Below are 24598 nucleotides of genomic sequence, written 5' to 3'. Positions count from 1 at the left end.
GCCCTGTAAATCAGGAGAAGACAGCCTCGTATTTTACGCCGCCTATATCCCTTGCGATCGGGACCAGAAACACTTCCAGCGGGCCTGACTGAGGATGTAAAAGCGTGTAAATTCCTTGCTGACGGGGATTTTGGTCGCCCGGGGTTTGCAGTACTACCGAAAAAGCGCCTCTTTCCAGCGGAGAATAGGTTTCCAGTTCGGTTATTTTGTCCACATTGGCCGCAACAGCCTCACCATTCGCAAATTCAATGTTCAGCTTCTGACCCAGATGATCCTTGAAGTCCTGGGCAGTTAGTTTGCTTAAATCGTATGTTTCCATTCCATTAAATGATAGACTCCGTTTGTTTCGCTAATTTTATTGAACCCGAGCCGGTTATACAGGTTTTTCGCCGGGTTGAAGCTTTCGACATGTATGCTCAACGGTTTTTCGGACTGAGTCGAAAGCTGCATCAGGTCTTTAAGTATACTGCTTCCGATCCCATTATTCCGATATGCAGGAAGCAGGGTAATGTCAATGATCCGCATGCCACGCCCTTGAAAATTTTCATGCACATACAGCCTGCCGGCACTCGATTTATTTTTACAAATCACCCAAAAATCGGCTCCTGAATAGTTTTTCTGATAATGGCTGTGCTGCGCGTCAAACTGGCTTTTAATAAATTCACGCTTCATCGTCTCGCTCCATCCGGGCACTTTACTCATTTCTTCCTCCCGCGTACTCGCGTACATAGCAAGCAATGAGGGCATATCTGACTGGTCGATGCGGCGTAACGTTATGTCCGGGTGGCCTGGCGTAAATTCCATTAATCGGTAAAAATTTTCAGTTGATAAATTTGGGTGATGCGTGTGGCACTACGACCGAGGCGGAAAGACTCCTTGCAGCGCTATGCAAAAATAGGTGGTCAGGTAAGGCTGCATATTGTTATGCGGCTGACTGCCACCTGCCTCGCCGATTGAGCTGGCAGACATATAGCCATTCGGACTTCCACCGAGAAACACAGCACCATTAACAGACCTTGCGATCGTGTGTCCCGATGGGTCCGAAATTTCTCCCGGCTGTGGTGTAATGTTTACTGTGTGCCCATGCATAGGGATTTCCGATTCCAGGAGCGTGACGGTTTCCGAGCCCCCGCTTTCTCCCAGGTCGTGGAGCGAGAGGCCGGGGCCCTGGCCGGGATGCATGGGCGCGCGTCCCTGCAAGTCGGGCAAAGCAAAGTTGGATTTACCATCGCCGCCATACGTGGTACCCAAAAGGGAAAATAATGCTGTATTTTGTGAAATGGGAAGTAATTGTCCGTCGCACCACGCCCAGCCTTTGGGTGAAAAATTGAAAGGGACCATTCTTATTTCTGCTACAAATGGATCTGCCATTATTAAATATGTTTGAGGTTATAAAAAAGGGATAGGAGTATGTTTAGGTAGGAGAGGGGAATATGCCAAAAAGTGAAATGATAAAGCTTACACACAGGTAAGGCTGGAAGTTTGTATGCGGCAACGAGCCTCCGGTAGGACGAATGCTAACCGGGCTCATTGCGGCAGCAGACGGTGGATCGCCCATAAACATTTTCACTGAGGACGAATTTCCTATAACAGCATTGAGCGGTTGTGCCGTGTTCGCGCCATTTGCGGAAGCAAACATGGGGTGCTCATGTGCAGGGATTTGGTTGACCGTCAGCGTAATTTCTTCCGCGCCGCCGGTTTCGGCCAGCATAAATCCGTTTCCCTGGTGCACCGGCAGGCGCCCACGGAGGTCCGGAAGACAAAATGTAGACTCACCATCCCCACCATAAGTAGTTCCGATCAACTGAAAAAGGGCTTCGTTTTCGGAGATAGGCAGGAGCTGCCCGTTGCAAAACGACCATCCGACAGGGGAAAAATTCCCTGCGAACATCCTGATTTCTCCAATATAAGGCTGCGCCATTATTTTTTTAATTTAAATGATTGAATAAAAGACCGCTAATGACTAATTCGGACTCGGAAAAATGCCCTGTAAAGCGATGCAAAAACTGATTGTGAGAAACGGCTGCATGTTTAAATGCGCCTGACTTCCGCCACCGCCGCCAATGGTATTTGGAGCAAGCTGGACCAAATTGGTTGCTGTGTTCTGATAGAGGTCGGAAGGTTTGGAGTTGGAAAACAGGTTGTTGACAGGATTGTTCACATTGTTATCTGCGCTTCCCGTATCCAGTTCATTCAGCAAATGCGAGTGTTTGGGAAGCTCAGCGACGCTAAGGGTGTGGGCCTGTTCACCGCCCCGTTCTCCCAGATTATGTCCTGCGCCGACGTGTATCGGCGTGCGGCCGCGATAATCAGGCAGTGCAAAATTGACACGGCCATCGCCACCGAATGTGGTTCCCAGAAGAGCAAAAAGGGCCTGGTTCTGGTTAATGGGCATTAACTGCCCGTTTGCCAGCGCCCAGCCCTTGGGAGCAAACGAAAAACTGACCATTCGGATTTCTGATATAAATGGTTCTGCCATAAGTAAAAAGGGGTTAAGGGTGAAATTGGAAAGGAAGAAGCCCGATGCAATTCGGACGAAATATTTACGACAGTAATATTGAAAGATTCTGACAAAAAATATAGAAATTCTTATTTTGCGGTAAATGGCAAGATCCTCCGCCGATCTAACTGACTGACGGAGGATCTAAAAGTCGGGAGGTGATTTTGCCTGTTCGGGAAATTGTGGCGTTATTTTTTTGGAACTACTGCGATCACATCTTGCCAGTTATTCCAGCCTTGCTCAGCCCAATATATGACGCGCCCTTTTTTGTTTTTTTGTATAAAATTAAAAAGCCACTTTGGGTTCGTGAGCGAATCTCCATACACAGTTGTACCATGCTGGTGGCAGTAACCAAATCCGGTTGCGAGATAGCCCGCGTCGATAACATGCCTCCGACGGCTTCCCTTTTGAACATGACCGTAGCAAAACCGCCCATGAGTTGTAAATATTAAAACGCCATCTTCCTTCAATAACGATATTAAAAATTCATACAACTCTTTGAATCGGTTGCTGGATAAATGAGTGAAAAGCGAGCCTACCCAAATCACATCGAATTTTTGAGAGACATCAATTTCCGCAAACTTGTCTTTTGACAAAAAGACTTTGGCATCGAAAGTTTTAGCACAAAAATCCAGATGTCGCTGTGTAATTTCACTACCGTAGAACTCAGCATTTGGAAAATACGCCTTCGAGAACCGCATGACTCGTCCATAGCCACACGGGAAATCCAACACATGCTTGACCTGCAATGGATCTTTTCCTGCACTGAGCAATGCTGCTGCTATGTTCTGCAACGCAGAGATTCCCGTTTGGAAATATGCTTCCTCATGACCTTTTACGAACATCTCGTCCTCCGGGTCAATTATTAAGTTAATCTGCGATGCGCCAAGCTGTTTGTCAAATACAGACTTGCTCAAAAGTTGTTCTACTAAGTTCGATAGCATGTTGGGTAAGGTTTGAATTATAGTGCCTATTTCGGAAAATTCGCGTCTGATTTTACTTTACGGATTTGTCTTAAATGCCGGTCTACGTGTCCCCATTGATAAATGTAGACCTGGTGCATGTTTCTGGGGTTCGGGGTGGCGGTGAGTTCAAAGTGTGCCCGCATATCTATATCCGTCTTTTTTAGGAACGCAATGTTCTGTTCGCGGCGGCTCAGGAAGAATTTAAGGTTATCGCTTCCCTTGATAAAACCGGTCGGAAAGCCAATGTCCTGTGCGATGTGCGGGTTAGTTTCCATGATGAAATCGGAATAGTAGCTGTCGGGCCTGGTCGATTTATTCAGTTCCGGTTGCGGCTTGCTGCGTGACCCCATGCTGATTTCGCGGGCCCAGATAATCTCCCACAACGCGAGGTGCTCCACAATTTCGCCAATGGACCAACGATCTGCTGACTCGCGAAATGCCCATTGGGCAGGTGTCAGATTTTCTGTTTCCTTAACGACTTCGTCCCGGGTCCGGTTGAACTGGTCGAGGGTAAACTGACGGTCCGCTTCTGTCCACAGTTTTTCCTGAGCGAGGGTTACATTAGCGAGAAAAACGAATAGTAGTAAGCTGCAATAGTTTAAATGCTTCATTTTCAGTTGAGTTAAAGTTCAACCTAAAACTAGTGCAAATCAAAAAAGAGGAAAGAAAGCAATGAGGAAACGGTCGTCTTATTGAGCGAACGGGAAAATGACTGCTGATAATTGACATCTGTACATTTATGCCTTTAAGGCGGCACTTGCGTGCTTTTGTTTTCCGGCACCATGTGTTTTACGGAAGCTGGCGGGTGAAGTGCCGATTGTCTTGCTGAATAGCCGGATGAAGTATTTATGATCTTCAAACCCAAGTTGAAATGCTATTTCTTTCACACTCTTTGTAGTATAAAAAAGCAGGCGTTGTGCTTCGCGCAACACTTCTTGTTTGATCAGCCAGGTTGATGAAAACCCGGTTATAGACTTGACCGTGTCGTTGAGGTAACTCACCGTAATGTTCATCTGTGCGGCATAATCTGCCGGTTTTTTCAAAGTTTGAAAATTCGCTTTTACCAGCAGATTGAAATTTTTGACGATATGAACACTGCGGGAGGACACGGCCTGGATACGCTCATTTTCCTGGTATTGAAAAATATTGACAACGCTGTAAAATAGGGAGTCAAGCAGAGACTGGATTAATTGTTGCCGGAACTGCGCTGGTTTCTCTTCATTAACTGCTGCGGACAGCAAGTGGAAAATGCGCACAAACCATTCTTTGTCAGCATCATTCAGCATGATGATAGCAATGTTTGCAAGGGAATGTTCGATTACCACGCGGGCGCTTTGATCGATATACTTTGCATCGAAAGCAACGGCCCAGCCAGTGACTTTTTCTGCATGCCGGAAATCATGGACCTGCCCGGGACAGGAAAGTAAAAGTGCAGGCTGGTTGATGTCCACGTCCTGGAAATCGACTGATCCGCCCATAGATCCTCCTTCCAGCAGGAAGCAGAAATAGTGATCGTGACGGTGAGGGCCCCGGACTCTCTCCGACATAGCATCCAAATAAGCTTCTTCGGAAACCTGGCCAATCTCAATGCCTGTCATGCGGTGTTGCAAGTGACGGATTTCTATTTCTTGATTTGTCATTATTATCGGCTGTTAAGACCAGAAACCATAGCATTTGATCCGGGCATGTACATTTGGGTTTGCTTTCAGTTTGCCCCTCAGCGTTTTGATCAGGGTAACATTTCCTGCAATATATATCGAATTATAATCCGCCAGGTTTTTACCGAGAAACCATTGCTCCAAGCGATCAAAGCCGACTTGTCCTGAACATTCAACAAAATGAAATTCAGGGTTTTCTTCTTTGAAAATTTCCGGGATTTCATAGTCGCTATGCACGAGTACAGCAACGTCCATCGGATGTTCACTGCGGTCCGTGAGCTGCTTCAATGCCAGGAAATGTCCAATCGCACTGGCATCAGCAAGGCAGAGTACCGGCCCGTGCTGTGATGGAAGCGCTGCGGCGTGGGCGGCCCCGAACAGAATTTGATCGCCAGATTTGAGTGTCCGGACCCAGCGACTCCCTGCACCTGTATGTCCGCTATTAATGAACATTGTACAAATATTCGTTTCCGAGTTCCAGAGCGCGGGCGTGTAATCGCGGTATTCGAGTGTGTCCACCTTGCACTTTAAGCGTTTGATCGAGTGCCAGCTATCCATGTCAATGTCTGGAAGATGCAAATCAATTTCCAACATATCTGCCCCGGGCCAGGTCCTAATCATCACCACCATGGCCGTGCTAAACATTCTTTCCAATAAACCCGATGCCGCTTTTTTTATGATATCAACCATTTTTACCTTCTGTTTTTGAACAAAGGTATTTGGGAAGGAGAAGCCATTTGTCCAACAAAAGGCATGAATAGGTGGACTAAAAACGGGTAAGTCAGCACGTTCCCGAACCTTAAAGTCCGCTGACCGCTATTTAATCAACAAAAACACAACATTATGATAATCCAGGCAGCTTTGTTTCAAGTCTGCTTGAATCGTTTTTTGCAAAAAATACATGAGCTGATGTTCATGGTCACATTTCGATTCAAGCGTAAAAGCAGAAGCATAAATTCAATGGATTCCAGAAGAGATTTTCTAAAAAAAGCAACCATACTGACAGGCGCGGGCGCGTTGTCGAACATGTTACCGCCTGTTATTCAAAAAGCACTGGCGATCGATCCTGCGCCGGGAAGCACTTTTTATGACGCCGAGCACGTCGTTTTTCTGATGCTCGAAAACCGTTCGTTTGACCATCAGTTAGGCACATTGCAGGGCGTAAGGGGTTATAATGATCCACGCGCGATTGACCTTCCTGATAAAAATAAGGTTTGGTTCCAGTCGAATGAAGCGGGCAAAACTTATGCACCTTTTCATTTGAATGTCAAGGATACGAAGGTTGCCTGGATGGGTTCCATTCCGCACGGCTGGTCGGATCAGACGGATGCGATGAACGAGGGGAAATATGACAGATGGCTCGACGCCAAAAAGCCAGGCAAGAAGCAATACGCCGACATTCCGCTTACGATGGGTTATTGCAACCGCATCGATTTCCCGTTCTATTATTCTATGGCCGACGCGTTCACTGTATGCGACCAGAACTTTTGTTCGAGCATTACGGGAACGCACCCAAACCGCTATTACTGGATGACAGGAACGGTCCGGGAGCAGAACGAACCCGACGCAAAGGCCCATCTCTGGAATATCAGCAACTATGTCTATCCCGAACTCGAATGGAAAACATATCCCGAAAGGCTGGAAGAAAATGGCATTCCCTGGAAAATTTATCAGAATGAAATTACGATGGGTTACGGTCTGAAAAGTGAAGAAAGCGGCTGGCTGAGCAACTTTGGGACCAATGTGCTGGAGTATTTCAAAGAATACAATGTGCGCTTCCATGAAGGCGGGATCGCAAATCTGCAAACAAAAAAAGAAACCTTACTAGAAACGATTGCGGAGCTGGAAAAACAGCCTGCGGACGAGCAGTCGGGTAAAAAACTTGCAGCTGCCAGGAAGCTGCTTTCCAACATTGAAACGGCTCAGCAGAAGTTTAACCAGGACACATTCAATGCGCTTTCTGAAAAGCATAAGAGTTTGAATACCAATGCATTTACCACCAATATTAACGACCCTGATTTTCACACGCTAACACCGTTACAGTACAACGATAACGGAACGGAGCGGACGCTGAATGTCCCGAAAGGCGACGTATTCCATCAGTTCCGGGCCGATGTGGAAAGTGGAAAACTGCCTGCCGTTTCCTGGCTGATGCCTCCCGCACGGTTTTCCGATCACCCGGGCGAGCCCTGGTTCGGGCCTTGGTATGTGAGTGAAGTGATGGAGATTTTGCTCAAAAATCCGGAAGTCTGGAAGAAGACCATCTTTGTTCTGACTTACGACGAAAACGATGGCTATTTCGATCACGTTCCTCCTTTTACTGTCCCTAATCCCTACAAAGAAAACTCAGGCAAAGTATCCGCAGGTATTGATCCGAAAATGGATTTTGCAACCAAAAGTCAGCAAACAAATCCATCGATGAACGAGAGCAAGCTCCGTGAAGGGCCTATCGGACTGGGTTACCGCGTGCCGATGATCGTTGCATCTCCCTGGTCCCGCGGCGGCTTTGTGAATTCGGAGGTTTTTGACCACACATCTTCTTTGCAGTTTCTAGAAAATTTTATTGAGAAAAAATTCAATAAAAAAGTAAAAGAAGAGAACATTACGCAGTGGCGCCGAACCATCTGCGGGGATCTCACATCTGTTTTTCGGCCTTACCTGGGCGAAAAAATCGAGCAGCCGGCGTTTCTTAATAAAACCGAGTTCATAGAAGGCATTCACCAGGCACAATTCCGCCAGGCGCCCGACAATTTCAAATCCCTTACCGCCAGCGAGATCACGGAAATGAGCAAAGATCTGCGCAAATCCCAGGATTTTCCAAACCAGGAAGAAGGCGTTCGCCCGGCCTGTGCATTGCCTTATGAGCTTTACTCAAACCTGCATTTTGACAAAACCAAAAACAGCATCCGGGTGTCCTTCAAGGCTGGTAATGCGGTGTTCGGGACCAGATCAAGCGGCGCGCCTTTCAGGGTTTACGCATTGAATCCTTACCAAAACGAAACGCTGCGTGCCTGGAATTACAGCTCGGCAGCAGGCGACGAACTGCTCGACGACTGGAATATCGGCGATTTTGAAAATGGCAACTATCATCTCCGCGTTTACGGCCCGAACGGTTTCTATCGCGAGTTTACGGGTAACTCTGGCAACCCACTGCTGAAAGTGACTTGTGACTATGAATCCAAAAACGGAAAATTGACCGGCCATGTCGTGGTGAACATTCAAAATCTGGACGCGAAATCCCACAGCATTACCGTAGCAGACAACAGTTACAAATCAGGCGTACAAAACAAAACCATTGCAGCCGGCGGAAAGGCCACAATGGTTTTAAACCTATCCAAAAATTTCAACTGGTACGATTTCAGCGTGAAAGTTGCGGGCAGCGAAACATTCGAAGAACGCTTCGCGGGACACGTTGAAACCGGCTCAGTAACCAAGACGGACCCATTGATGGGCGGGATCGTTTAGGTATATATCAGGGCAGTAATCTTGCATTATTGTGTCCGGAGATATTTGATCGGATTTTGCATGACGGCTTTGAAAGCATGTCCCAAAATCGTGATGGCGGTGATCAGCGCTGTAATGCCTAATGTTGCGGCAAGCAGCCAGCCACTGGATGTGATCCTGTGGGCGTACTGCTGCAACCAACTTCCTGTAAGCCACCAGCCCAGGGGAGCCGCAATCAGGAAAGCGATCAGAATCAGACGTCCGAATTCTTTACCAAATATCCAGAGCAACTGCCGGGTCCGCGCACCGAGGATCCGGCGGACGCCTATTTCTTTGGCGCGGCCTTCTGCCATGAAGGTCACCAGTCCGTACAGTCCGAGGCAGCTCATAGCCATTGCTATGAAGGCTGATATTTGTACAAAGCCGGCCAGAAGTCGCTCAATGTCAAAGAATGATCCCAGCAGATCGTCCAGAGAATCGGCTTTGTAAACCTGGTGCGGCATTGTTTCGTCCCAAACCTCCTCAATGCCTTTCGATGTAGCGTGCGGATGGTTAGGAGCTAAGGTTAACACGGCCATCATTGTGTGCCCCAGGTCGTGGACAATAGTCGTGGGCAGAATGGGTTGGTGCAAGTCACCGATGCGGAAGTCCCTGACGACTCCTACTATGATGCGGTCCGCATCTTTCACACGCATATGCTTGCCCACAACATTGCCTGGAAGCACACCCAGTTGCCGAACGAGCGTTTCGTTGACGAGCACCTCCTGAGCAGTGGTGTCGGTGGAGCGGAAGTTGCGTCCTGCAACGAGGGTTAATCCGAATGTTGACAGATAATGTTCGTCTGCGGCCCGCAAGCGCGTTTCGAAAGGTTCAGGTTTGGATGCGATATGGTAATTAAAAGGTGTAGGCCGGTTATACGGAGAAGCAGGAGGATCGCTGGCATAGGTCACACTTTCCACGCCGGGCAGCTGCAACCAGCTTTGTCGTAACTGGTCATAAGGAGCCCGGTTGCCAGGCGAAAGCCATACAGCCAGCTTCCGTTCATGTTTGAAACCCCAGTCTACTTTTTGCATGTGTTTCAGTTGGGCCGAAATCACCAGGACGATAATCAGGAACAATTGCGAGAGGACAAACTGACCGGTAATCAATGTTCTCCTGATTGTGAAACCGCCGATTGTCCGGGTTGTTAGTTGGCCGGCTAGTGCCTTTGTCGGATTAAATTTTGATAATACCAGGGCCGGGTACAAACCTGCCAGCAGGACCACGGCTCCGAGCAATGTCGGGAACCATTGCAGGCTTTTGGGGTGCAGCAAATCGAGAATGGAAATGGCCGGATGCAGCATTTCCACCTGCTTAGCCAATGTCTGGTTAACAAAGGGCATTGCCATTTGCGTAAGCATTAAGGATATGATCACCGCAAAGAATGTAAGCATAACCGTTTCAAGCATAAACTGCCGGATGAGCTGGAACTGGCTGCTGCCGATGACCTTACGGACGCCCACTTCCTGAGCCCTCTGCAAAGCCTGGGCCGTGGCTAGGTTAATGTAATTGATGCACGATGCAAACACCAGAAGCAGTCCTACTGCAATCAATGCATAGAGAACCGGACGCGGCGCCATGCCGCTGCGCTCGTGATTGAGATCTGCCAGGGGCAGCATATGGTAGGCAAATTGTGCTGCTTTTTCCGCCGAAAGGTTTTTCTTGCGGACCTCATCCAACGCAGATACCAGCTGCCCGGGAGCCGTTCCTTCGCGAAGCAGCACAAAGCACATGCTTTGCAGGCCTTCCCAATCCTGCATTCCGCCGTTTTGTTCCAGGCCCGGAATAGTTGCATAGGAAATCAAGGCATCGTAACGAAGCTGGGTATTGGCGGGCGGGTTTTTGATGATGCCCGTAACGGTGAGGTCTACCCGGTTATCCAGCCGCAATGTGCGACCGATAGGCTCGCCACGATCGAAGTATTTTTTGGCATAACGTTCGCTGATGACAATGGTGTTCTGCAGGCTCAGCGCCGTTTTTGCATTGCCGGAAATCCATTCTACCAGAAAGTGATCGAAATACTGAGGTTCAGCAAAACAGACATTCCGGGCCTCACTAAACTTTTTTGTCCAGCCCTGTTTCCCATCCGGGACACTTATGGTGCGTCCGAATGCCGTTTCCAGCCGCGTTGCATTCTCGATAAACGGATAATTGCGGCGGAGCACGTCTGCCAGCGGGCGCGGTGCAGCGTCTGTCGGCATAACGTTTTCCCTTTTAACGTCGGTAACCACCCAGTATGTCCGGTCCATATGCGGGTGATGGCGATCGAAGCTGAACATATAGTTCACGACCAAAAAGATCACCAGCCCGCTTGCCAGTCCCAATGCCAGGCTCAATACCCGTATCGCATTGACCTGGCGCTGCCGCCACATGCGGCGGAGAGAAAGTGTTACGTAATGTGTTAGCATGATGTAGCGTTGTTTAGTTTTTGTTTTATATATAACAATATTACATATAAAACAAAAACTAGCTTATCTACTTATGGATACAGCAGGTATTTTGCCCTTATGGTTTTAAATTTTTGCAATCCGGGCTCCCAGCTTTTCCGGATGTCCGCTTCCGACATGCCTGCTATGATCTGCTTCCTTAATGTATCGGTTCCAATGCGTAGGTCGAATGCTGAAATATCCTGATTTGCCCGGCCGGGGGAGAAAAACCGTGCTTTATCCGGATAAGCATTGTATAACTCAATGAGCCAGGCCAGGTTGATCTGGCGACTCGCCCGGAGGTTGTCGACATCATAGGTGCGAAGGTCAAGACCATAACAAACAGAGTCCTTGTGACTAGGGCGCTCGCTCATGCCCGGAATGCTCACCGGCTTGTATGAGAATGCATATTGGCCTTTCAATGCTGGTGCACCCAAAATAGTAAATGGCATAAGCGTCCCCCGGCCTTCATTGATTGCCGTGCCCTCGAACATACACAAGCTGGGAAACAGCATTACGGCCTGCTGTGTATTCAAATTCGGTGAAGGATTGATCGGAAGTGTATAGGGTTGGTCATGATCATAGTTCGCAACCTTTATGATTTTGAGCCTGCATTTTTCTTTCAGATATCCTTCACCATTCAGATATTGGGCAAATTCACCGATCGTCATGCCGTGTGTCATGGGGATATAATGGATTCCAATGGCTGATTTAAACCTGTCATCCGTCATCACCGGCCCGTCGACCACATATGCGTTAGGATTGGGCCTGTCGAGGATCAGCAGTTCTTTGTTGTTTTCCGCACAGGCTTCCATCACATATTCAAGCGTGTTAATGTTGGTATAGTAACGGCAGCCCACATCCTGGATGTCGAACACCATCAGGTCAACATCCGCGAGCTGTTCTTTTTTGGGTTTTTCATTTTTTCCGTATAAAGAGATAATCGGAATGCCCGTTTTCGCATCAACTTCATTATTTACCACCGCTCCGTTACTGGCGTTACCCCGGAAACCATGCTCAGGCCCAAACACTTTTACAATGTTAACACCCAGGCTCAGCAGACTGTCCACGCTGCTTTTATTGCCGATGAGAGAACTCTGGTTGGCAACCAGACCGATTCGTATTCCTTTCAGATATTGCAAGTATTTGTCCGTCTGGTCTGCACCGGTGATAATTCCCCCCTTATCCGGTTTATTTTGTTTTGGAGATGCAGTTTGCGCGTTAGATTCCATGCAGCGCATGGCCAGGAGCATTAAAAAGGATATAAAAACCGATCTGATCATTTTGTGCAGGGTTGTTTTAAAGTCTTTAAATGTAGAATCTTTTCCTGTTAAATGTGAGATGATAACGATTTTACCCGTTTCAAAACCGGGACAATGCTAAAAAACAGACTGTTCTTTTAATTGGTCAGTAAATTGCTATTAAGTTGTTTATCAATCTCACCGGCAACTTAATTACACACCTCAGTATGAAAACATTATTTGGATTAATATTCATCGCATCTATGATCACAGACCAGCCCCGCAAGGTCCTGCTTTTTTACAACGAAAGTGGAGAAGCGAAGTGGAAGTCACAGGTAGAAACGCTCAATGCTTCCCAAAAAGGAATTCAGGAGCGAGATATCGAAGTTAAGTCCATAGTTTATGCAACGGAAAATGTCTCTGAATGGAAAAAATGGAAAATCGACAGCACAGCCGCATTCACATTCCTCCTGATCGGCCGCGATGGCGGTGAAAAGTTAAGATCATCCGAAATCGTAAAAGCTGAAAAGTTATTTGGCCAGATCGACGCCATGCCTATGCGGAGGCAGGAGATGAAGGGGAATTGATAAAGCAGATGAAGGGTAACAAATATGTATTTGCCAGGTGAAAATTTTCGTTTTATATAGAGAAAAATTTCTTATATTCGTATATCAAACGATCAGTATCGATGAAAGTATCCGGTAACCAGCCTTACCATAGCTTAAAAGCAAAATTCACTTACCTTGATCTGGGAAGTAACTTTGCGATCGTTATTTCGGCACGCAAAGGTCTTCAACCCAAGGTATTCTACGATTTTGCCGAAGCCATCAAAATGCCTGAAAAGAACCTGGCAGCATTAATTAATCTTTCTTCCAGGACTATCAGCAACTACAAAGAGTCTCAGAAAAAGCTTGATCCGTTGTATGGAGAGCATTTATTGAAGTTGATTGCTTTGTTTGAAAAGGGCGAGCAGATTTTTGGCAATGTGGACGAGTTCAATTACTGGCTTCAGAAACCGTTTTGGAATTCAAATGAAAAGCCGGCGGATTGGCTGGGGACAGGAGGAGGTGTAGACTTTTTAGCCGAAGAACTGGACAAGCTGGCACAAGGATATCCGGTTTAATTATGCTGATTTACAGGATTGTCCATAAAATGTATAGCGGCACTTTGTTTGCATCCGGGATGCAGGGGCGCTGGAACAGTGCCGGGAATAAAGTCTTATATGCAGCAGAATCCATTCCGTTGGCTTTTCTTGAAAATATGGTCAGAAGGCAGGGAGTTGGGTTTAATGATGATTTTCAAATCATGTTTATCTCCATTCCGGATCCGGTTTCAATCGAGGAAATCAGCGTAAATGACCTGCATCCTTCATGGAGAGATCCCAATGACTACACGGCATGCCTGCCAATAGGAGACAAGTGGTTTCAAGAGGCAAAGTCCATTGCTTTAAAAGTGCCATCCGCAGTAATGCCCGAAGCATTCAATTACGTAATCAACACCATGCACCCGGATTATAAGCACGTCACCCTCGCAGGCACTACCAACCTCGTTCCCGATCCCAGGATTGATGACATTTTGAAAAGATATCGCTAGTGGTCAGTTATACATGAAGGTCGTGCAATTAACGCGCCACGACGCCAGCTTACCCCACAAAATTCGCACGGAAATTGGACGGAGACTCACCGGTTTTGGTCATGAATAGCCTGCTGAAATAGGCGGGGTCGTTGTAGCCCAGGTCGTAGGCGATTTCTTTGGCGGTGAGGGACGTGTGGACCAGTAGTCGCTTGGCTTCTAGGATAATGCGGTTTTTGATCACTTCGTTGGGTTGAGGCAGACGCAGACGGTTGAATTTGTGCGTAATGGTTTTTGGCGCCATGCACAGGAAATCGGCATAGTCGGCGACGGTGTGTTTGGATTTATAATGTTCTTCGACCAACCTGGTGAATTTGCGGAAAAATTCCAGGTCGCTTTGCTGATCCGTCACGGCGTTGTCCAGATGCTGCCTTTTCCAGGAGCGTGTTGCGCGGATGAGGAGTTGTTTGAGATACGTCCGGACCATTTCTTCCAGCGAGCTGTCATTCAAATGGAATTCCTCGATCATGTCTTTGAATAAGGACCCTAAAAAAGCAATTTCGTTTGCGGACGCCTCTACTTTCGGCATGTTCCTGATGTTGTTGAACAGAAGTCCGTCACAGGCAACTTCCTGATCGTGAATCTGAATGCAGTAAAAATCGCGGTTGTAAAATATGAAATAGCCGCTTTCCTCACCCGTTACTTCCATTTCAAGATATTGGTTAGGGCTTATGAAGAAAAGCGTTGGCTGCAAGGTGTCGTAACAGGCAAAATCTACCCTGAGCTTATAACCGGCCGGCAGATAGAGGATCTTGATATATTGCTTATAGTCCGGACCGTTGATGGCATCCATTTGGTTTTGCGTGACTTGCAGCAGCCCTAATGTCTTTGAATTATTGTTAAACACCGTTGTACTCATGGCTATATACGCAGATATTAGTTAATGTTATGTTGTTTAAATGTTATAGGCAAAAGCTGTGAAGGGGTCGTTCCGTTCACAGCTTTTGCCAGGGCTTTATTTCCTTGCGAATTTTTCAAGTTCAGAGTTGAATTTATCCATTTCTTCCAGGAATAAACCGTGTCCGCTTTTCTCAAATCTTACAAGGTAAGAACCTTTGATGCTTTTGTGCAGCTGTTCTGACAATGAGAAGTCACACAATTTGTCATTTACACCGTGGAATAAGGCAACGGGGATTTTAATTTTTCCTAGTTCAGGACGCAAATCCAGGTCGCCTAATGCTTTGATCGCCTGCGTAGTAGCGTAAGGAGAGGCGTCCAGGTTAATGCTTTCCAACCATCTGAGTGATTCTTCTGACAAACTTCCTTCTTGTCCGGCAAAGCCTTTGCCAAAACCGGATACCAGTTGCTGACGATTCGTCTTGGTCTGCTTGATCAGGTCCGCTGCACCTTGTTCGGTGATGCCGTAAGGATAGCCCTCGCGTTGCTTCCATGATGGGCCTGTTGCTCCGAACAAGGCCAACTTGCTGATATGCGCTCCGTTATATTTCGTCACAAAGTGGAGTGTTACTGCGCTTCCGAGTGAGAAGCCCCCAAGCGTTGCATTTTCAATTTTCAATTTTTCCAGCACCACTTTAATGTCGTCGGAGAATGTGTCGAAGTCATATTTTCCAAAAGGTCTGTCTGATTTACCGAAACCGCGGAGGGAAATGCCGATAACCCTGAACCCTTTTTCAACCAGATATTGGTATTGATATTCATACATTGCATTGTTCAGCGGCCATCCGTGAATGAGCACCACCGGCTGGCCTTCGCCGAGGTCGATCACGTGGAGTTTTACATTTTTCTCCACTTCAATGTATTCTTCTCTTCCTGCGGATGCCGGCTTGCGCGTTTGTGCGAATAGAAATTGACTTTGGATAAAAGTTAACAAGAATGCGATGGTCAAGGCAACAGTTTTCATTTGAGTGGTAAGTTTGAATTTGTTTGAGTTAATCAGCTAACCCTTAGCCGATTGTCTTTGCGTTTCGACATGACAAAGGTGGCGGATTAAATTCCGCAGAAGAATGGATAAAAGGCAATGTGCCTTGTACATTTTTCCCGAATAGGAAATTACGGTTTGTAAAAGGCCGCTAGTTGGCCCAATCGCTGCCTGACCAGGACATTTTTCATGGGTTCGAACTTGGCCAACTCCTTATTATTCTTGGTGACGACTATATAAAATGGGGATCTCAATTTAGTTGTGAGGTGATAAATGGTTGCAAGCTCGGCAATATCCTCAGACCATGCCGCCATTGCATATAAGGAGGGAAATGGCGTTTTCGAGAGCTTTGCATAAACTTCCGGTGCCTGGGTGATTGAAATTGGCTTCCCGTTGCGGAAACGCGTTTGTTCCAAAAGGGAATCAACGTATGGATCAGCCGGCACATCCATCAGGCGCCAAATATCTTTTGTAAATTGTGTAGGCTCCACAACTGCATTGGCTTCGCCAGGATGCGGCGTCATGTTCATCACCGCATCAACAACGTGTGTAGCTTCGTGCAAAAGCACGTAGATGATAGCATCCATCTTTCCCGCTTCTACGCGTACTTTATAACTGGAATCAGCGGCAGGCGTGAAGCAGCTATTTTCCTTCCATGTTGCCCATTCCGAAATATTTTCATCCAATAAAGTTGCCCGAAAGGTAATGTTGAACATTTTTGGTCCAGCAGTGGAATCAACAGGTGAGGTTAACGCCGTGTTGGGCATATTGTCCATAAAACTGATACTATGCAAATGCTGCTTAAGAATACGTTGATGCAGCGGCGGTAAGGTTGCAAAAGCATTGCGCACTTTTTCGTTTTGGGCCAGCGTCAGCTCGTGGTTAACAGGCTGCATTCCAGCCTCCCGGAACATTTTGAAGACGCTTTCAGGTGCGATTTTAATCCGATGCGCCGGATCGTTTTTGCGGTTGGAATCCGGCTTTTGTGCCGATGTGAATGTTGAGGAAAACAGTAGAAATAATGCTGAAATGGCCAGGGTTAACCGCATTTTGACAATCATATGTAAATTTGAATTATAAAAATTTAATGTTTCGCAGGAAGCTCCGTTGATTTGAACCGGAAGCATTCCTGCGAAATTATGCGTTCCATGTTATCCTGTAATCTTTAATGAACTGATTAATTTTTCATCAAAACCCAGGTGATAATGCATGACCGCCGGACTGCCCGGAAATGTACCGGACACTTCAACGGTCAGCTTGCCCTTAGAGCCGGATTGTATAAAATCAATGGGTTTCAGTTGCATATTGTACTTTTCAGTCGCCTCTTGTATCCATTTTATAATTTCGGCCCTGCCTGAGTAAGACGAACCTTCATCGGAAACGGTTGCGTGTTCTGTAAAATAAGCGGCAAATGCCGTGCTGTCCAGATTGTTTTGCGCCCGAATAAATCCTTCTATGTTACTAGGAAGTTTCATGATTATTTTAAGTTTAATTTTTGAAAATGATTTTGTTCAAATAAAATACCGGTAATTGCTATGCTTAAACCGTGGGTATGGTGCCGCCGTCGATGACATATTCGGTGCCGGTAAGGTAAGCTGCCCTGGGCGAAACCAGAAAGCCCACGAGTTCCGCAACTTCCTCCGGCCAGGCTGGTCTGCCGAACGGAATGCCGCCCAGCGCGTCCATAACTCCTTTGGCAGCTTCTTCGGCCGTCGAGCCTGAACTCTCGGCAATGCGTTTCATCATCCGGGCAGATGCCGTCGTCATGATCCATCCCGGTGAGACGGCGAGCACGCGCACGCCTTTGGAGGCAACTTCATTGGATAAGCTTTTACTATAATTGACCAAAGCCGCCTTTGCCGCCGCGTAGGGTAGGGTAGAGTCATACAATGGCAACTTCGCCTGGATGGAAGCAATGTGGATGATAACGCCAGCATGACGTTCAATCATGCCGGGCAGGAATCCCCGGTCCAGCCGTACGGGTGCGAGGAGATTGGTTTGAAACGAGGCCTCCCAATCTTCGTCGGAAAGCACGGCAAACCCTCCGCCAGGCGTTTCTGAGCCACCCATATTATTGATCAAAATGTCAATGCTACCAAATTGATGATGCACTTGTGAAACCACTTTTTGGGTCCCGTCTGGTTTGCTTAAATCCGCTGCTATGAAATGGAAGCCGTTGCTTTTATCCTCCGGCTCGTTCCTTGCGGTAATGATGACGGTTGCGCCTGCATTCCGTAGTCGTTCTGCGATTGCTTTGCCTGCGCCTTTGCTTCCGCCGGTTACCAGCGCAACTTTACCTGTCAGTTCGTTTTCGAAATTGAAGTCCATAAACTTTGTTCATTTGTTTAGGACAAATTTCAGCACAATGCTTATTGCTGACAAGTAGGGATTTACGATTCAGATAGGGATAAATTTATCCCTATCTGAATCGATCAGCACAATCATCGCTTACGAACACTTATCCAAAAGGACATGCAGCATTTGATTTCAACTGAGAAGCTTCTGTCAGCATGCGCTCTATTTCAGCGAGCAAGCCAGGGATAGGATTGTCGCTTGTATTGGTCAGGCAAAGGGCGCCATTGGTTGTTAATGCGCCGATGGTCTGTTCCATTCCTTTTCCGGAGCGCACCATCGGACCATAAAGCGCTTCCAGCTTCAAAGGCCCAAAATCCGTTTGATAACGCACTTTTACCAGGTTGGTCACCATAATGTGATGGTTGAATGCGGTTTTTAAAACATCAATCATTTGCTGCATATCATTGTGCCCAAATACAATGTCGCGGAAAAAGGACAGATAGCCGTTTACATATTCCGGTGAATTGGTCCCATCGAGCCCGGCCTTTGCAAGTCTGGCCAGATCCCAGAATGTTAAATCCGGCTGCTTTTCAAAAAACACAGATTGCGTCGTGATATTAAGGCCAAAGTTATCGTCCAGATTCAGCGGCCCTCTTGTGCAAACGGGCGAGACCAGCTCCATTCTGGCTTCATCCCATTCTTTACGCATCTGCCTGGACGCCAATAGCACTGCTGCACAAATGGCACCGTGAACGGTTGTGTTTTCTTGCCTGGCTTTTTCAAGCAGGTTCCGGGTAATTTTTTCAGAAATACGGATGGATGAAATCAGCGGCTGCACAATGTCCGTTTTCATTTTCAGTTCCAGCACTTCGCCTGCGGTCTGGGCAGGGAGGTCTTCCGGGAGGTTAAGCGTCTGGTCGTTGGACACTTGCGGTTCCATGGGTTCTAGCTGTTTTCCCGTGACGGCAAGCAATATATCCCGGGTCAAAAAGCTCAATGACGACCCATCGGCGACGGTGTGATTGGCTGCCAGAATCAGGACAGTGCGCTCTGGTTTCTGCACCAGAACGACCCTTAATAGCGGAGCTTCTTCCGTATTAAACCGCACAGAAAGCTCCTTCTCGACTTCCTGTTCCCAGCGATAATCCTGCTCCACATGCACCACCCGGAGCGGAATGGTAATGTTTTCTACATGCTGCAATACAGGCCTCGACAGCTCATCGAGGCTAACCCGTACAGAAAGGTTCGGGTGGCGCTTCTGTGCCATATCCAGTGCGTTGCGCCATTTTTCAATGGGTAATGTGCCCGAAATGTCTGCGGCGAGCGCGAAGTCCTTGGAATCGATTTGGTCCAGCAGCCAAAACGCCTTTTCGAATGCACCCAGGGTGCGGTTCTGTTGTCTTTTCATGATGTATTATGAGTTATGATGACGGGCGCGGGACATTCCGCTACCCTGTACCGAATGCAAAATTGGCAGGTTGGGAAGCCGGATAGAATGGACAAAAGTCGAGCAGTCATGCACATTTCGCCATCCTATTGCATTCGCTGATTCTGTTTTGCAATGTCCGGTACGAATACGCGTGGCAACAGGCTGCTGGCGCGGTTATTTAAGAGGGCAGCCACAAGCGGATGCCCGGCTCAGGAGGCAATGATTCTTACTTTAACCGAATTTTATGAAGATTGTTATTTATGCAGACCTGCAAGAAAAATATTTGGAAGAACTAAAAAAACAGCTTCCCGAAGATGCGGACATCGTAACCAAAGGCGAGCTTTCCGATGAGGAAGTGATGCAGGAGATAGCGTCTGCTGAAATTCTGATTGGCAATCCACCTGCGGATTCTTTCCAGGACATTCCGGAAAGTCTCAAATTCTGGCAACTCGAAAATGTGGGTTTTGAGCAGTATAAGGATTTGCAATTCAAGGGTAAGGCTGCTAATGTAGGCGATATGTCAGCCGCAGCATGTGCGGAGACTATTCTTGCTGGCATCCTTGGCTTTTACAGGGGCGTTCATCTCATGGTTAGAAATCAGATCAACAGAAAATGGGAGGGGGAGGCAGTTGAGAACGAACTTTCCATTTTAGGAGAAAAGCAGGTGATTATCCTGGGATCCGGTGCCATCGGTGAAAATGTTGGAAAAATGCTGGAAGCATTCGGATGCAATGTGCAGATGACTGCGAAAAGCGACCCGGATGCAGACATTCATTCCTTTGATGACCTGCTTGCCCAGCTTCCGGATACTGATTTAGTAGTCAATACATTACCTGGGAATTTGGATAAATATGCGGGCAAAGACTTTTTTGATGCCATGAAAGAAGGTGCGCTTTATGCAAGCATTGGGCGCGGCAACACCACGGATGAGGAGGCTTTGATCAAAGCTTTGGAAAGCGGCAGATTGGCTGGTGCTGTTCTGGACGTAACGGAAAAGGAACCTCTTCCGGAAGATTCCAGACTTTGGCCAATGACAAATGTAATCCTCACCCAGCACACAGGCGCGGCGCACAAAATGCGTGATCGCGATAAGGTTGCCAAATTTGTCGATAATGTTCAGAAATACCTGAAAAGCGAGGAGATTGCCGATGAGGTCGATCTCTCGAAGGGTTATTAATTAGGCAGGAAGAGGAGAACGTACAATTAAATAAAGTTTACTTCATATATGGGTATGAAAGGTGTTGATTTCAGTTTTAGCTTATAATCAACTATTTCTACTCCCTATATATGAAGAAACGAACCTTTACGCTCTCCTTTTTTTTACTATCATTGCTCGCTTTTTCGATAGTAACCTATCAAAAATTCAGCCGAAAAACGGTTTCCGACCTGGTCATCATTGACGAATCTCTGAAAGATTTCCGCTCCCTGGCGGATGGGCTGAGTCCCGGATCAGAAGTGATTTATGTTTCGAATAGCCGGGAAGGTTTTCAAAAATTAACAAAACAGCTTGCAACGCAGGGCAAGGCCGAACGCGTGCACATTATGACGCATGGTACGGACGGCAATTTTGTGCTTGGTCAGACCCAGCTTAATGATGCCAATATTGCAGAGCACAACAGCTTTTGGCAAAGTTTGGGTAATGTGCTTGAAGTGGGCAAATCAAGTTTGCTTATTTACAGCTGCGAGCTTACTGCAAGCCGCAGCGGGGAGGGTTTCGTACAGCGGATCCACCGTATGCTCGGTGTGCCCGTGGCCGCTTCCAACGACCAAACAGGCTCAGCTCGCCGCGGCGGAGACTGGGACCTCGAATATGTTGTTGGTAAGATAGTTAAAGAGCAGGTCCTTACGATCTTGAAATTCAATGGCTTACTTGTGCCGACCTTCTCACAGCTTACTGGCGGGGCAAGCCCATTCAACGGCATTACAATCTCTGGTGACGATCAGCTGATTTACGGGGATTTTGATGCGGATGGTGACATTGACATTCATTCCTATCCGGGAGGAACCGTTAACGAATTTTGGCAAAACAACGGCAGCGGATCATTTGCAAAAGTGACCGGTTCTGCGGATCCATTTCAAAACATCAATGAGAATGCCGTTTTCTATTCTGCCTCGGGTGCGTTTGTGGCAGACTGGGACAATGATGGCGACGATGATATCTACGTCCCGATGCGTAACGCCAATCAGAACGAAAAGAACTTTTATTACCGCAATGACAATGGAAAATACGTGTTGCTGAGTGGCGCTTCAAGCCCGTTCAGCGGCATTAATGTGAGCGGTAACAATCAGCTGATCTTTGGCGATTTCGATAATGATGGAGATGTTGATTTGCATAACTATCCTGGAAATAATCTTGATAACGAGTTCTGGCGCAATAATGGCAGCGGTGCGTTCAGCAAAGTGACGGGCCCGCAAAATCCTTTTGACGGTCTGCCTGGCAAAGCTGCTTTTTCAAGTGTGCAGTATGCCTACGTGGAAGACTGGGACAATGACGGTGATGTCGATATTTTTGTAAGCAGGATCGGCGGAACTTCGGTGAGAGACTACTACCGCAATGACAATGGCGTATATTCAAAACAGACGGGAGGCGCAAATCCTTTCAACGGCATGACAATAGCCAGTGATAACCAGATTCTTTCCGGAGACTTCGATTCGGACGGAGATATCGATCTGCATACTTCTGATGGCTCGGAAACGCTTGTTTTCTGGCGGAACAATGGCAGCGGCGCTTTTACGCAGGTGACAGGCGCCGGGAACCCTTTCAATTCGCTTCCGAACTCGGGCGCTTTTTATAATAATGCAATAAAATCCTTCGTAGCCGACTGGGATAATGATGACGATGTGGATGTGTTTACGACCAACTACACTGGCGCAAACCAGAAATATTTCTTCCGTCAGAACGGCGCGCCACCCCGGATCACTGCTACCAGCCCGACCAACGCTGCAACGGGGATATCCGTGAGCAGCAACATTTCGCTGACATTCAACCAGGCAGTTACCGGTGCAGCAGGCAAGTACATTCAGATCCGCCGCCTGTATGACGATGCAGTCTTTGCCACCATTGCGGCGAATAGTGCGCAGGTTACCGGCAGTGGCTCAAACACAATTACGATGGATCCCGCAACAGACCTGGAGGGTGGCACGACTTACTATGTTATCGTTGACAAAGCCGCATTTGCCGACACCGACGGCCGTATTTTCGAGGGTGTGAGCAGTGCTACCTGGCTGAGATTTACTACCGGTATACCTGCCGTAGCGCCTACTGTTACCACGGCTTCCGCGAGTGAAATTGCGCTGACCACTGCCAAAGTCGGCGGTGAAGTGACGGCCAACGGCGGTGCTGCCGTCACGGATTATGGCATTGTGTGGAGTACATCGGCGGCGCCTACTATCGAGCTGGCCAATAAGGTCGGGATCGGTTCCGGCAATGGTGCTTTCAGTACAACAGTGACAGGGCTGCCCGCAGGAACGCGCATTTATCTGCGTGCTTATGCAACCAATTCAATAGGAACTTCCTATGGCAGCGAAATTAACTTTTATACGCAAACAAGTGTAACTTCCGTTACCCAGCTTTCCTCCAATCCGACGAATGAGGGCACTGTCAGTTATCAGGTTGTGTTTGCGCAAAGTGTAACGATTGAAGACGCTTCTGTTTTTACGCTGTCGACGAGCGGTGTTTCTGGCGCATCGGTTTCGGGCATTTCGGGGTCGGGGACAACGTATGATGTTACTATAAATACCGGAAGCGGAAACGGGAGCATTAAGCTGGAGGTCACGGGACTAACCGGTACGATACCCAACCTGAATGCCGCATTCACCTCGGCAAATGCCTATACGATTTATAAGGTTTCAAACGCAGGTGATTCTTACAGGACGGCAGCCACAGATGGCACCTGGAACACTCCCGGCAACTGGCAATCTTCTCAGGACAACAGCTTTTGGATTACGGCATCTTCTTTTCCCGATGCCAGTGCGGCAAGTACGGTCGTTACCAGCGGGCATACCATGCGGATGCCGGATAACATCTCCTTCAACGTAAATAACTTTACTGTGAACGGGCTGTTGCAATCGGGCACTGGGGTACATTCCATTAGCGGCAGTTTTGACAACAACGGCGAGATCCGCGGTAATGCCACATTTTTACACAATTCATTTACCAATGCAGGTACGCTGGCCCCGGGTGAATCGCCGGGCACGCTTGCGTTTGCCAGCGAGTTTGCCAATACAGGAACGCTGCTGGTAGAGATCGGCGGAACCACCGCTATTACAGGTTATGACCAGTTTCAGTCCGGGCCATTCACGGCAGGAGGGACGATAACAGTATCATTTATCAACGGTTTCACGCCTGCACTGGGTGATGCATTTATTCTTCTGGATGCAGGCACCATTACCGGAACATTCGCAACGGTAAACCTACCGGATATCGCGCCATTGATATGGGAAACCTCTTATACCGACGGCAAATTCACGATTAGGGCTATCAACGATCCTATGCCGGTTACCCTTGTGGATTTCAAGGCTTCAAAAAATGAATCTGCCGTGGAGCTGGCTTGGACAACTTCAAGCGAGGTCAATAGCAGCCACTTCGAAATTCAGCGTAGTGCAGAAGGAAAGGTTTGGGAAAAAATCGGTTCCGTTGCTACGCGTAACGAAAATTCAGAAATCCAGCGTTACCGCTTTATTGATCCGCTGCCGCTGCATGCCGACAACTTCTACCGGCTTCGTATGGTGGACACCGACGGCACATTCGCATTCAGCAAGATAGAACACGTGCGCTTTGCAGATTCCAAGGGGCAGGTGAAGGGTTATCCTAACCCGGTGACAGACAGGGTTTTTCTTGATGCTCCTGCTGCCGGGACCATACAGTCGGTGCAGATCTATTCAACATCCGGCTTACTGCATTATTCAGGGGAATATACAAGTGCAGGTATCGATGTAAAAGCGCTGCCAAAAGGTATTTTTATACTGAAAGCAACCGGGGTCGACAACAGGGTTTCAACTTTTCATTTCGCAAAATACTGAGTTGCCCTGATTTACATTTTGTATAAAACCAGAAACGCCCGGGAAGCTATTTCCGGGCGTTTTCAATG

Annotated in this window: 23 protein-coding genes; 6 read left to right on the top strand and 17 right to left on the bottom strand. The window is 47.6% G+C overall.

The genetic code is table 11. The features are described from left to right. Positions 1–10 precede the first annotated feature (10 nt). From G395_RS0104985 to G395_RS0104945, 9 genes are all read right to left on the bottom strand, one after another. Entirely contained in the window at positions 11–319 is a 309-nt protein-coding gene (locus tag G395_RS0104985) for a DUF6916 family protein (protein WP_026629061.1), read from the bottom strand. After that, on the bottom strand, positions 301–804 hold the full coding sequence (locus G395_RS0104980; RefSeq protein ID WP_026629060.1) for a GNAT family N-acetyltransferase: 504 nt from the start codon (positions 802–804) through the stop codon (positions 301–303). Before G395_RS0104980 ends, G395_RS0104985 begins: the two co-directional genes overlap by 19 nt. A gap of 48 nt (positions 805–852) precedes the next feature. Next, positions 853–1371: a phage tail protein gene (locus G395_RS0104975; RefSeq protein ID WP_026629059.1), complete on the bottom strand. Its 519-nt coding sequence runs from the start codon at positions 1369–1371 to the stop codon at positions 853–855. A 43-nt stretch (positions 1372–1414) separates the two neighbouring features. After that, complete coding sequence (locus G395_RS0104970; protein ID WP_026629058.1) at positions 1415–1921, bottom strand: phage tail protein; 507 nt, start codon at positions 1919–1921, stop codon at positions 1415–1417. Between the two features lie 42 nt (positions 1922–1963). Beyond that, positions 1964–2479: a phage tail protein gene (locus G395_RS0104965; RefSeq protein ID WP_026629057.1), complete on the bottom strand. Its 516-nt coding sequence runs from the start codon at positions 2477–2479 to the stop codon at positions 1964–1966. Positions 2480–2688: 209 nt separating this feature from the next. Continuing rightward, positions 2689–3417, bottom strand: coding sequence for a class I SAM-dependent methyltransferase (locus G395_RS0104960; protein WP_169719999.1), 729 nt, complete (start codon positions 3415–3417; stop codon positions 2689–2691). 53 nt (positions 3418–3470) lie between these two features. After that, positions 3471–4076: a DinB family protein gene (locus G395_RS0104955; RefSeq protein WP_051349996.1), complete on the bottom strand. Its 606-nt coding sequence runs from the start codon at positions 4074–4076 to the stop codon at positions 3471–3473. A gap of 126 nt (positions 4077–4202) precedes the next feature. Next, a complete protein-coding gene (locus tag G395_RS28595) occupies positions 4203–5105 on the bottom strand; it encodes an AraC family transcriptional regulator (protein ID WP_051349995.1) in 903 nt (300 codons plus the stop codon). 12 nt (positions 5106–5117) lie between these two features. Continuing rightward, positions 5118–5813, bottom strand: a complete 696-nt coding sequence (locus G395_RS0104945; RefSeq protein WP_026629054.1) for a ferredoxin reductase domain-containing protein — start codon at positions 5811–5813, stop codon at positions 5118–5120. A gap of 270 nt (positions 5814–6083) precedes the next feature. On the opposite strand from G395_RS0104945, the gene G395_RS0104935 reads away from it, so the two are divergent. After that, positions 6084–8588 (top strand): phosphocholine-specific phospholipase C, encoded by a 2505-nt coding sequence (locus G395_RS0104935; RefSeq protein WP_026629053.1) that lies wholly within the window; start codon positions 6084–6086, stop codon positions 8586–8588. A gap of 26 nt (positions 8589–8614) precedes the next feature. On the opposite strand, the gene G395_RS0104930 is transcribed toward G395_RS0104935, so the two are convergent. Further along, positions 8615–11014, bottom strand: a complete 2400-nt coding sequence (locus tag G395_RS0104930) for an ABC transporter permease (RefSeq protein WP_026629052.1) — start codon at positions 11012–11014, stop codon at positions 8615–8617. Between the two features lie 71 nt (positions 11015–11085). Then, the gene (locus G395_RS0104925) at positions 11086–12315 is read right to left on the bottom strand and encodes an exo-beta-N-acetylmuramidase NamZ family protein (protein ID WP_026629051.1); all 1230 of its coding nucleotides are present in this window, start codon (positions 12313–12315) and stop codon (positions 11086–11088) included. Positions 12316–12500: 185 nt separating this feature from the next. On the opposite strand from G395_RS0104925, the gene G395_RS28590 reads away from it, so the two are divergent. The 3 genes from G395_RS28590 (at position 12501) to G395_RS0104910 (ending at position 13866) form a co-directional block, all read left to right on the top strand. Further along, positions 12501–12860, top strand: a complete 360-nt coding sequence (locus tag G395_RS28590; protein WP_051349994.1) for a DUF4174 domain-containing protein — start codon at positions 12501–12503, stop codon at positions 12858–12860. A 101-nt stretch (positions 12861–12961) separates the two neighbouring features. Next, entirely contained in the window at positions 12962–13396 is a 435-nt protein-coding gene (locus tag G395_RS0104915; protein WP_035360399.1) for an Xre family toxin-antitoxin system antitoxin, read from the top strand. Positions 13397–13398: 2 nt separating this feature from the next. Next, a complete protein-coding gene (locus G395_RS0104910; protein ID WP_026629049.1) occupies positions 13399–13866 on the top strand; it encodes an RES family NAD+ phosphorylase in 468 nt (155 codons plus the stop codon). A 49-nt stretch (positions 13867–13915) separates the two neighbouring features. On the opposite strand, the gene G395_RS0104905 is transcribed toward G395_RS0104910, so the two are convergent. The 6 genes from G395_RS0104905 to G395_RS0104880 form a co-directional block, all read right to left on the bottom strand. Next, on the bottom strand, positions 13916–14764 hold the full coding sequence (locus tag G395_RS0104905) for a helix-turn-helix domain-containing protein (RefSeq protein ID WP_026629048.1): 849 nt from the start codon (positions 14762–14764) through the stop codon (positions 13916–13918). A gap of 96 nt (positions 14765–14860) precedes the next feature. Next, the gene (locus G395_RS0104900) at positions 14861–15766 is read right to left on the bottom strand and encodes an alpha/beta fold hydrolase (RefSeq protein WP_026629047.1); all 906 of its coding nucleotides are present in this window, start codon (positions 15764–15766) and stop codon (positions 14861–14863) included. Between the two features lie 149 nt (positions 15767–15915). Further along, positions 15916–16845 carry a hypothetical protein gene (locus G395_RS0104895; protein WP_026629046.1) on the bottom strand — a complete coding sequence of 310 codons (930 nt, stop codon included), beginning with the start codon at positions 16843–16845 and terminating at the stop codon, positions 15916–15918. A 90-nt stretch (positions 16846–16935) separates the two neighbouring features. Further along, positions 16936–17259: a nuclear transport factor 2 family protein gene (locus G395_RS0104890; protein ID WP_026629045.1), complete on the bottom strand. Its 324-nt coding sequence runs from the start codon at positions 17257–17259 to the stop codon at positions 16936–16938. Between the two features lie 64 nt (positions 17260–17323). Continuing rightward, a complete protein-coding gene (locus G395_RS0104885) occupies positions 17324–18112 on the bottom strand; it encodes an SDR family oxidoreductase (protein ID WP_026629044.1) in 789 nt (262 codons plus the stop codon). A 130-nt stretch (positions 18113–18242) separates the two neighbouring features. After that, on the bottom strand, positions 18243–19487 hold the full coding sequence (locus G395_RS0104880; RefSeq protein WP_026629043.1) for a condensation domain-containing protein: 1245 nt from the start codon (positions 19485–19487) through the stop codon (positions 18243–18245). 265 nt (positions 19488–19752) lie between these two features. Here G395_RS0104880 and G395_RS0104875 point away from each other — a divergent pair, with 265 nt between their 5' ends. Then, entirely contained in the window at positions 19753–20685 is a 933-nt protein-coding gene (locus G395_RS0104875; RefSeq protein ID WP_026629042.1) for a D-2-hydroxyacid dehydrogenase, read from the top strand. A gap of 110 nt (positions 20686–20795) precedes the next feature. After that, positions 20796–24530 (top strand): DUF4347 domain-containing protein, encoded by a 3735-nt coding sequence (locus tag G395_RS30970; RefSeq protein ID WP_051349993.1) that lies wholly within the window; start codon positions 20796–20798, stop codon positions 24528–24530. Positions 24531–24598: the final 68 nt, after the last annotated feature.

It is taken from the genome of Dyadobacter alkalitolerans DSM 23607, assembly GCF_000428845.1.
In the GTDB taxonomy this organism is placed as follows: domain Bacteria; phylum Bacteroidota; class Bacteroidia; order Cytophagales; family Spirosomataceae; genus Dyadobacter; species Dyadobacter alkalitolerans.
Note: the sequence above shows the minus strand (reverse complement) of the source record. Positions and strands in the feature narration are given on the sequence as shown.

What these genes read in the sequence shown, in the direction of transcription:
- G395_RS0104985 (WP_026629061.1), bottom strand. Translation starts at nt 319, where the DNA reads ATGGAAACATACGATTTAAGCAAACTAACTGCCCAGGACTTCAAGGAT.
- G395_RS0104980 (WP_026629060.1), bottom strand. Translation starts at nt 804, where the DNA reads ATGGAATTTACGCCAGGCCACCCGGACATAACGTTACGCCGCATCGAC.
- G395_RS0104975 (WP_026629059.1), bottom strand. Translation starts at nt 1,371, where the DNA reads ATGGCAGATCCATTTGTAGCAGAAATAAGAATGGTCCCTTTCAATTTT.
- G395_RS0104970 (WP_026629058.1), bottom strand. Translation starts at nt 1,921, where the DNA reads ATGGCGCAGCCTTATATTGGAGAAATCAGGATGTTCGCAGGGAATTTT.
- G395_RS0104965 (WP_026629057.1), bottom strand. Translation starts at nt 2,479, where the DNA reads ATGGCAGAACCATTTATATCAGAAATCCGAATGGTCAGTTTTTCGTTT.
- G395_RS0104955 (WP_051349996.1), bottom strand. Translation starts at nt 4,076, where the DNA reads ATGAAGCATTTAAACTATTGCAGCTTACTACTATTCGTTTTTCTCGCT.
- G395_RS28595 (WP_051349995.1), bottom strand. Translation starts at nt 5,105, where the DNA reads ATGACAAATCAAGAAATAGAAATCCGTCACTTGCAACACCGCATGACA.
- G395_RS0104945 (WP_026629054.1), bottom strand. Translation starts at nt 5,813, where the DNA reads ATGGTTGATATCATAAAAAAAGCGGCATCGGGTTTATTGGAAAGAATG.
- G395_RS0104935 (WP_026629053.1), top strand. Translation starts at nt 6,084, where the DNA reads ATGGATTCCAGAAGAGATTTTCTAAAAAAAGCAACCATACTGACAGGC.
- G395_RS0104930 (WP_026629052.1), bottom strand. Translation starts at nt 11,014, where the DNA reads ATGCTAACACATTACGTAACACTTTCTCTCCGCCGCATGTGGCGGCAG.
- G395_RS0104925 (WP_026629051.1), bottom strand. Translation starts at nt 12,315, where the DNA reads ATGATCAGATCGGTTTTTATATCCTTTTTAATGCTCCTGGCCATGCGC.
- G395_RS28590 (WP_051349994.1), top strand. Translation starts at nt 12,501, where the DNA reads ATGAAAACATTATTTGGATTAATATTCATCGCATCTATGATCACAGAC.
- G395_RS0104915 (WP_035360399.1), top strand. Translation starts at nt 12,962, where the DNA reads ATGAAAGTATCCGGTAACCAGCCTTACCATAGCTTAAAAGCAAAATTC.
- G395_RS0104910 (WP_026629049.1), top strand. Translation starts at nt 13,399, where the DNA reads ATGCTGATTTACAGGATTGTCCATAAAATGTATAGCGGCACTTTGTTT.
- G395_RS0104905 (WP_026629048.1), bottom strand. Translation starts at nt 14,764, where the DNA reads ATGAGTACAACGGTGTTTAACAATAATTCAAAGACATTAGGGCTGCTG.
- G395_RS0104900 (WP_026629047.1), bottom strand. Translation starts at nt 15,766, where the DNA reads ATGAAAACTGTTGCCTTGACCATCGCATTCTTGTTAACTTTTATCCAA.
- G395_RS0104895 (WP_026629046.1), bottom strand. Translation starts at nt 16,845, where the DNA reads ATGATTGTCAAAATGCGGTTAACCCTGGCCATTTCAGCATTATTTCTA.
- G395_RS0104890 (WP_026629045.1), bottom strand. Translation starts at nt 17,259, where the DNA reads ATGAAACTTCCTAGTAACATAGAAGGATTTATTCGGGCGCAAAACAAT.
- G395_RS0104885 (WP_026629044.1), bottom strand. Translation starts at nt 18,112, where the DNA reads ATGGACTTCAATTTCGAAAACGAACTGACAGGTAAAGTTGCGCTGGTA.
- G395_RS0104880 (WP_026629043.1), bottom strand. Translation starts at nt 19,487, where the DNA reads ATGAAAAGACAACAGAACCGCACCCTGGGTGCATTCGAAAAGGCGTTT.
- G395_RS0104875 (WP_026629042.1), top strand. Translation starts at nt 19,753, where the DNA reads ATGAAGATTGTTATTTATGCAGACCTGCAAGAAAAATATTTGGAAGAA.
- G395_RS30970 (WP_051349993.1), top strand. Translation starts at nt 20,796, where the DNA reads ATGAAGAAACGAACCTTTACGCTCTCCTTTTTTTTACTATCATTGCTC.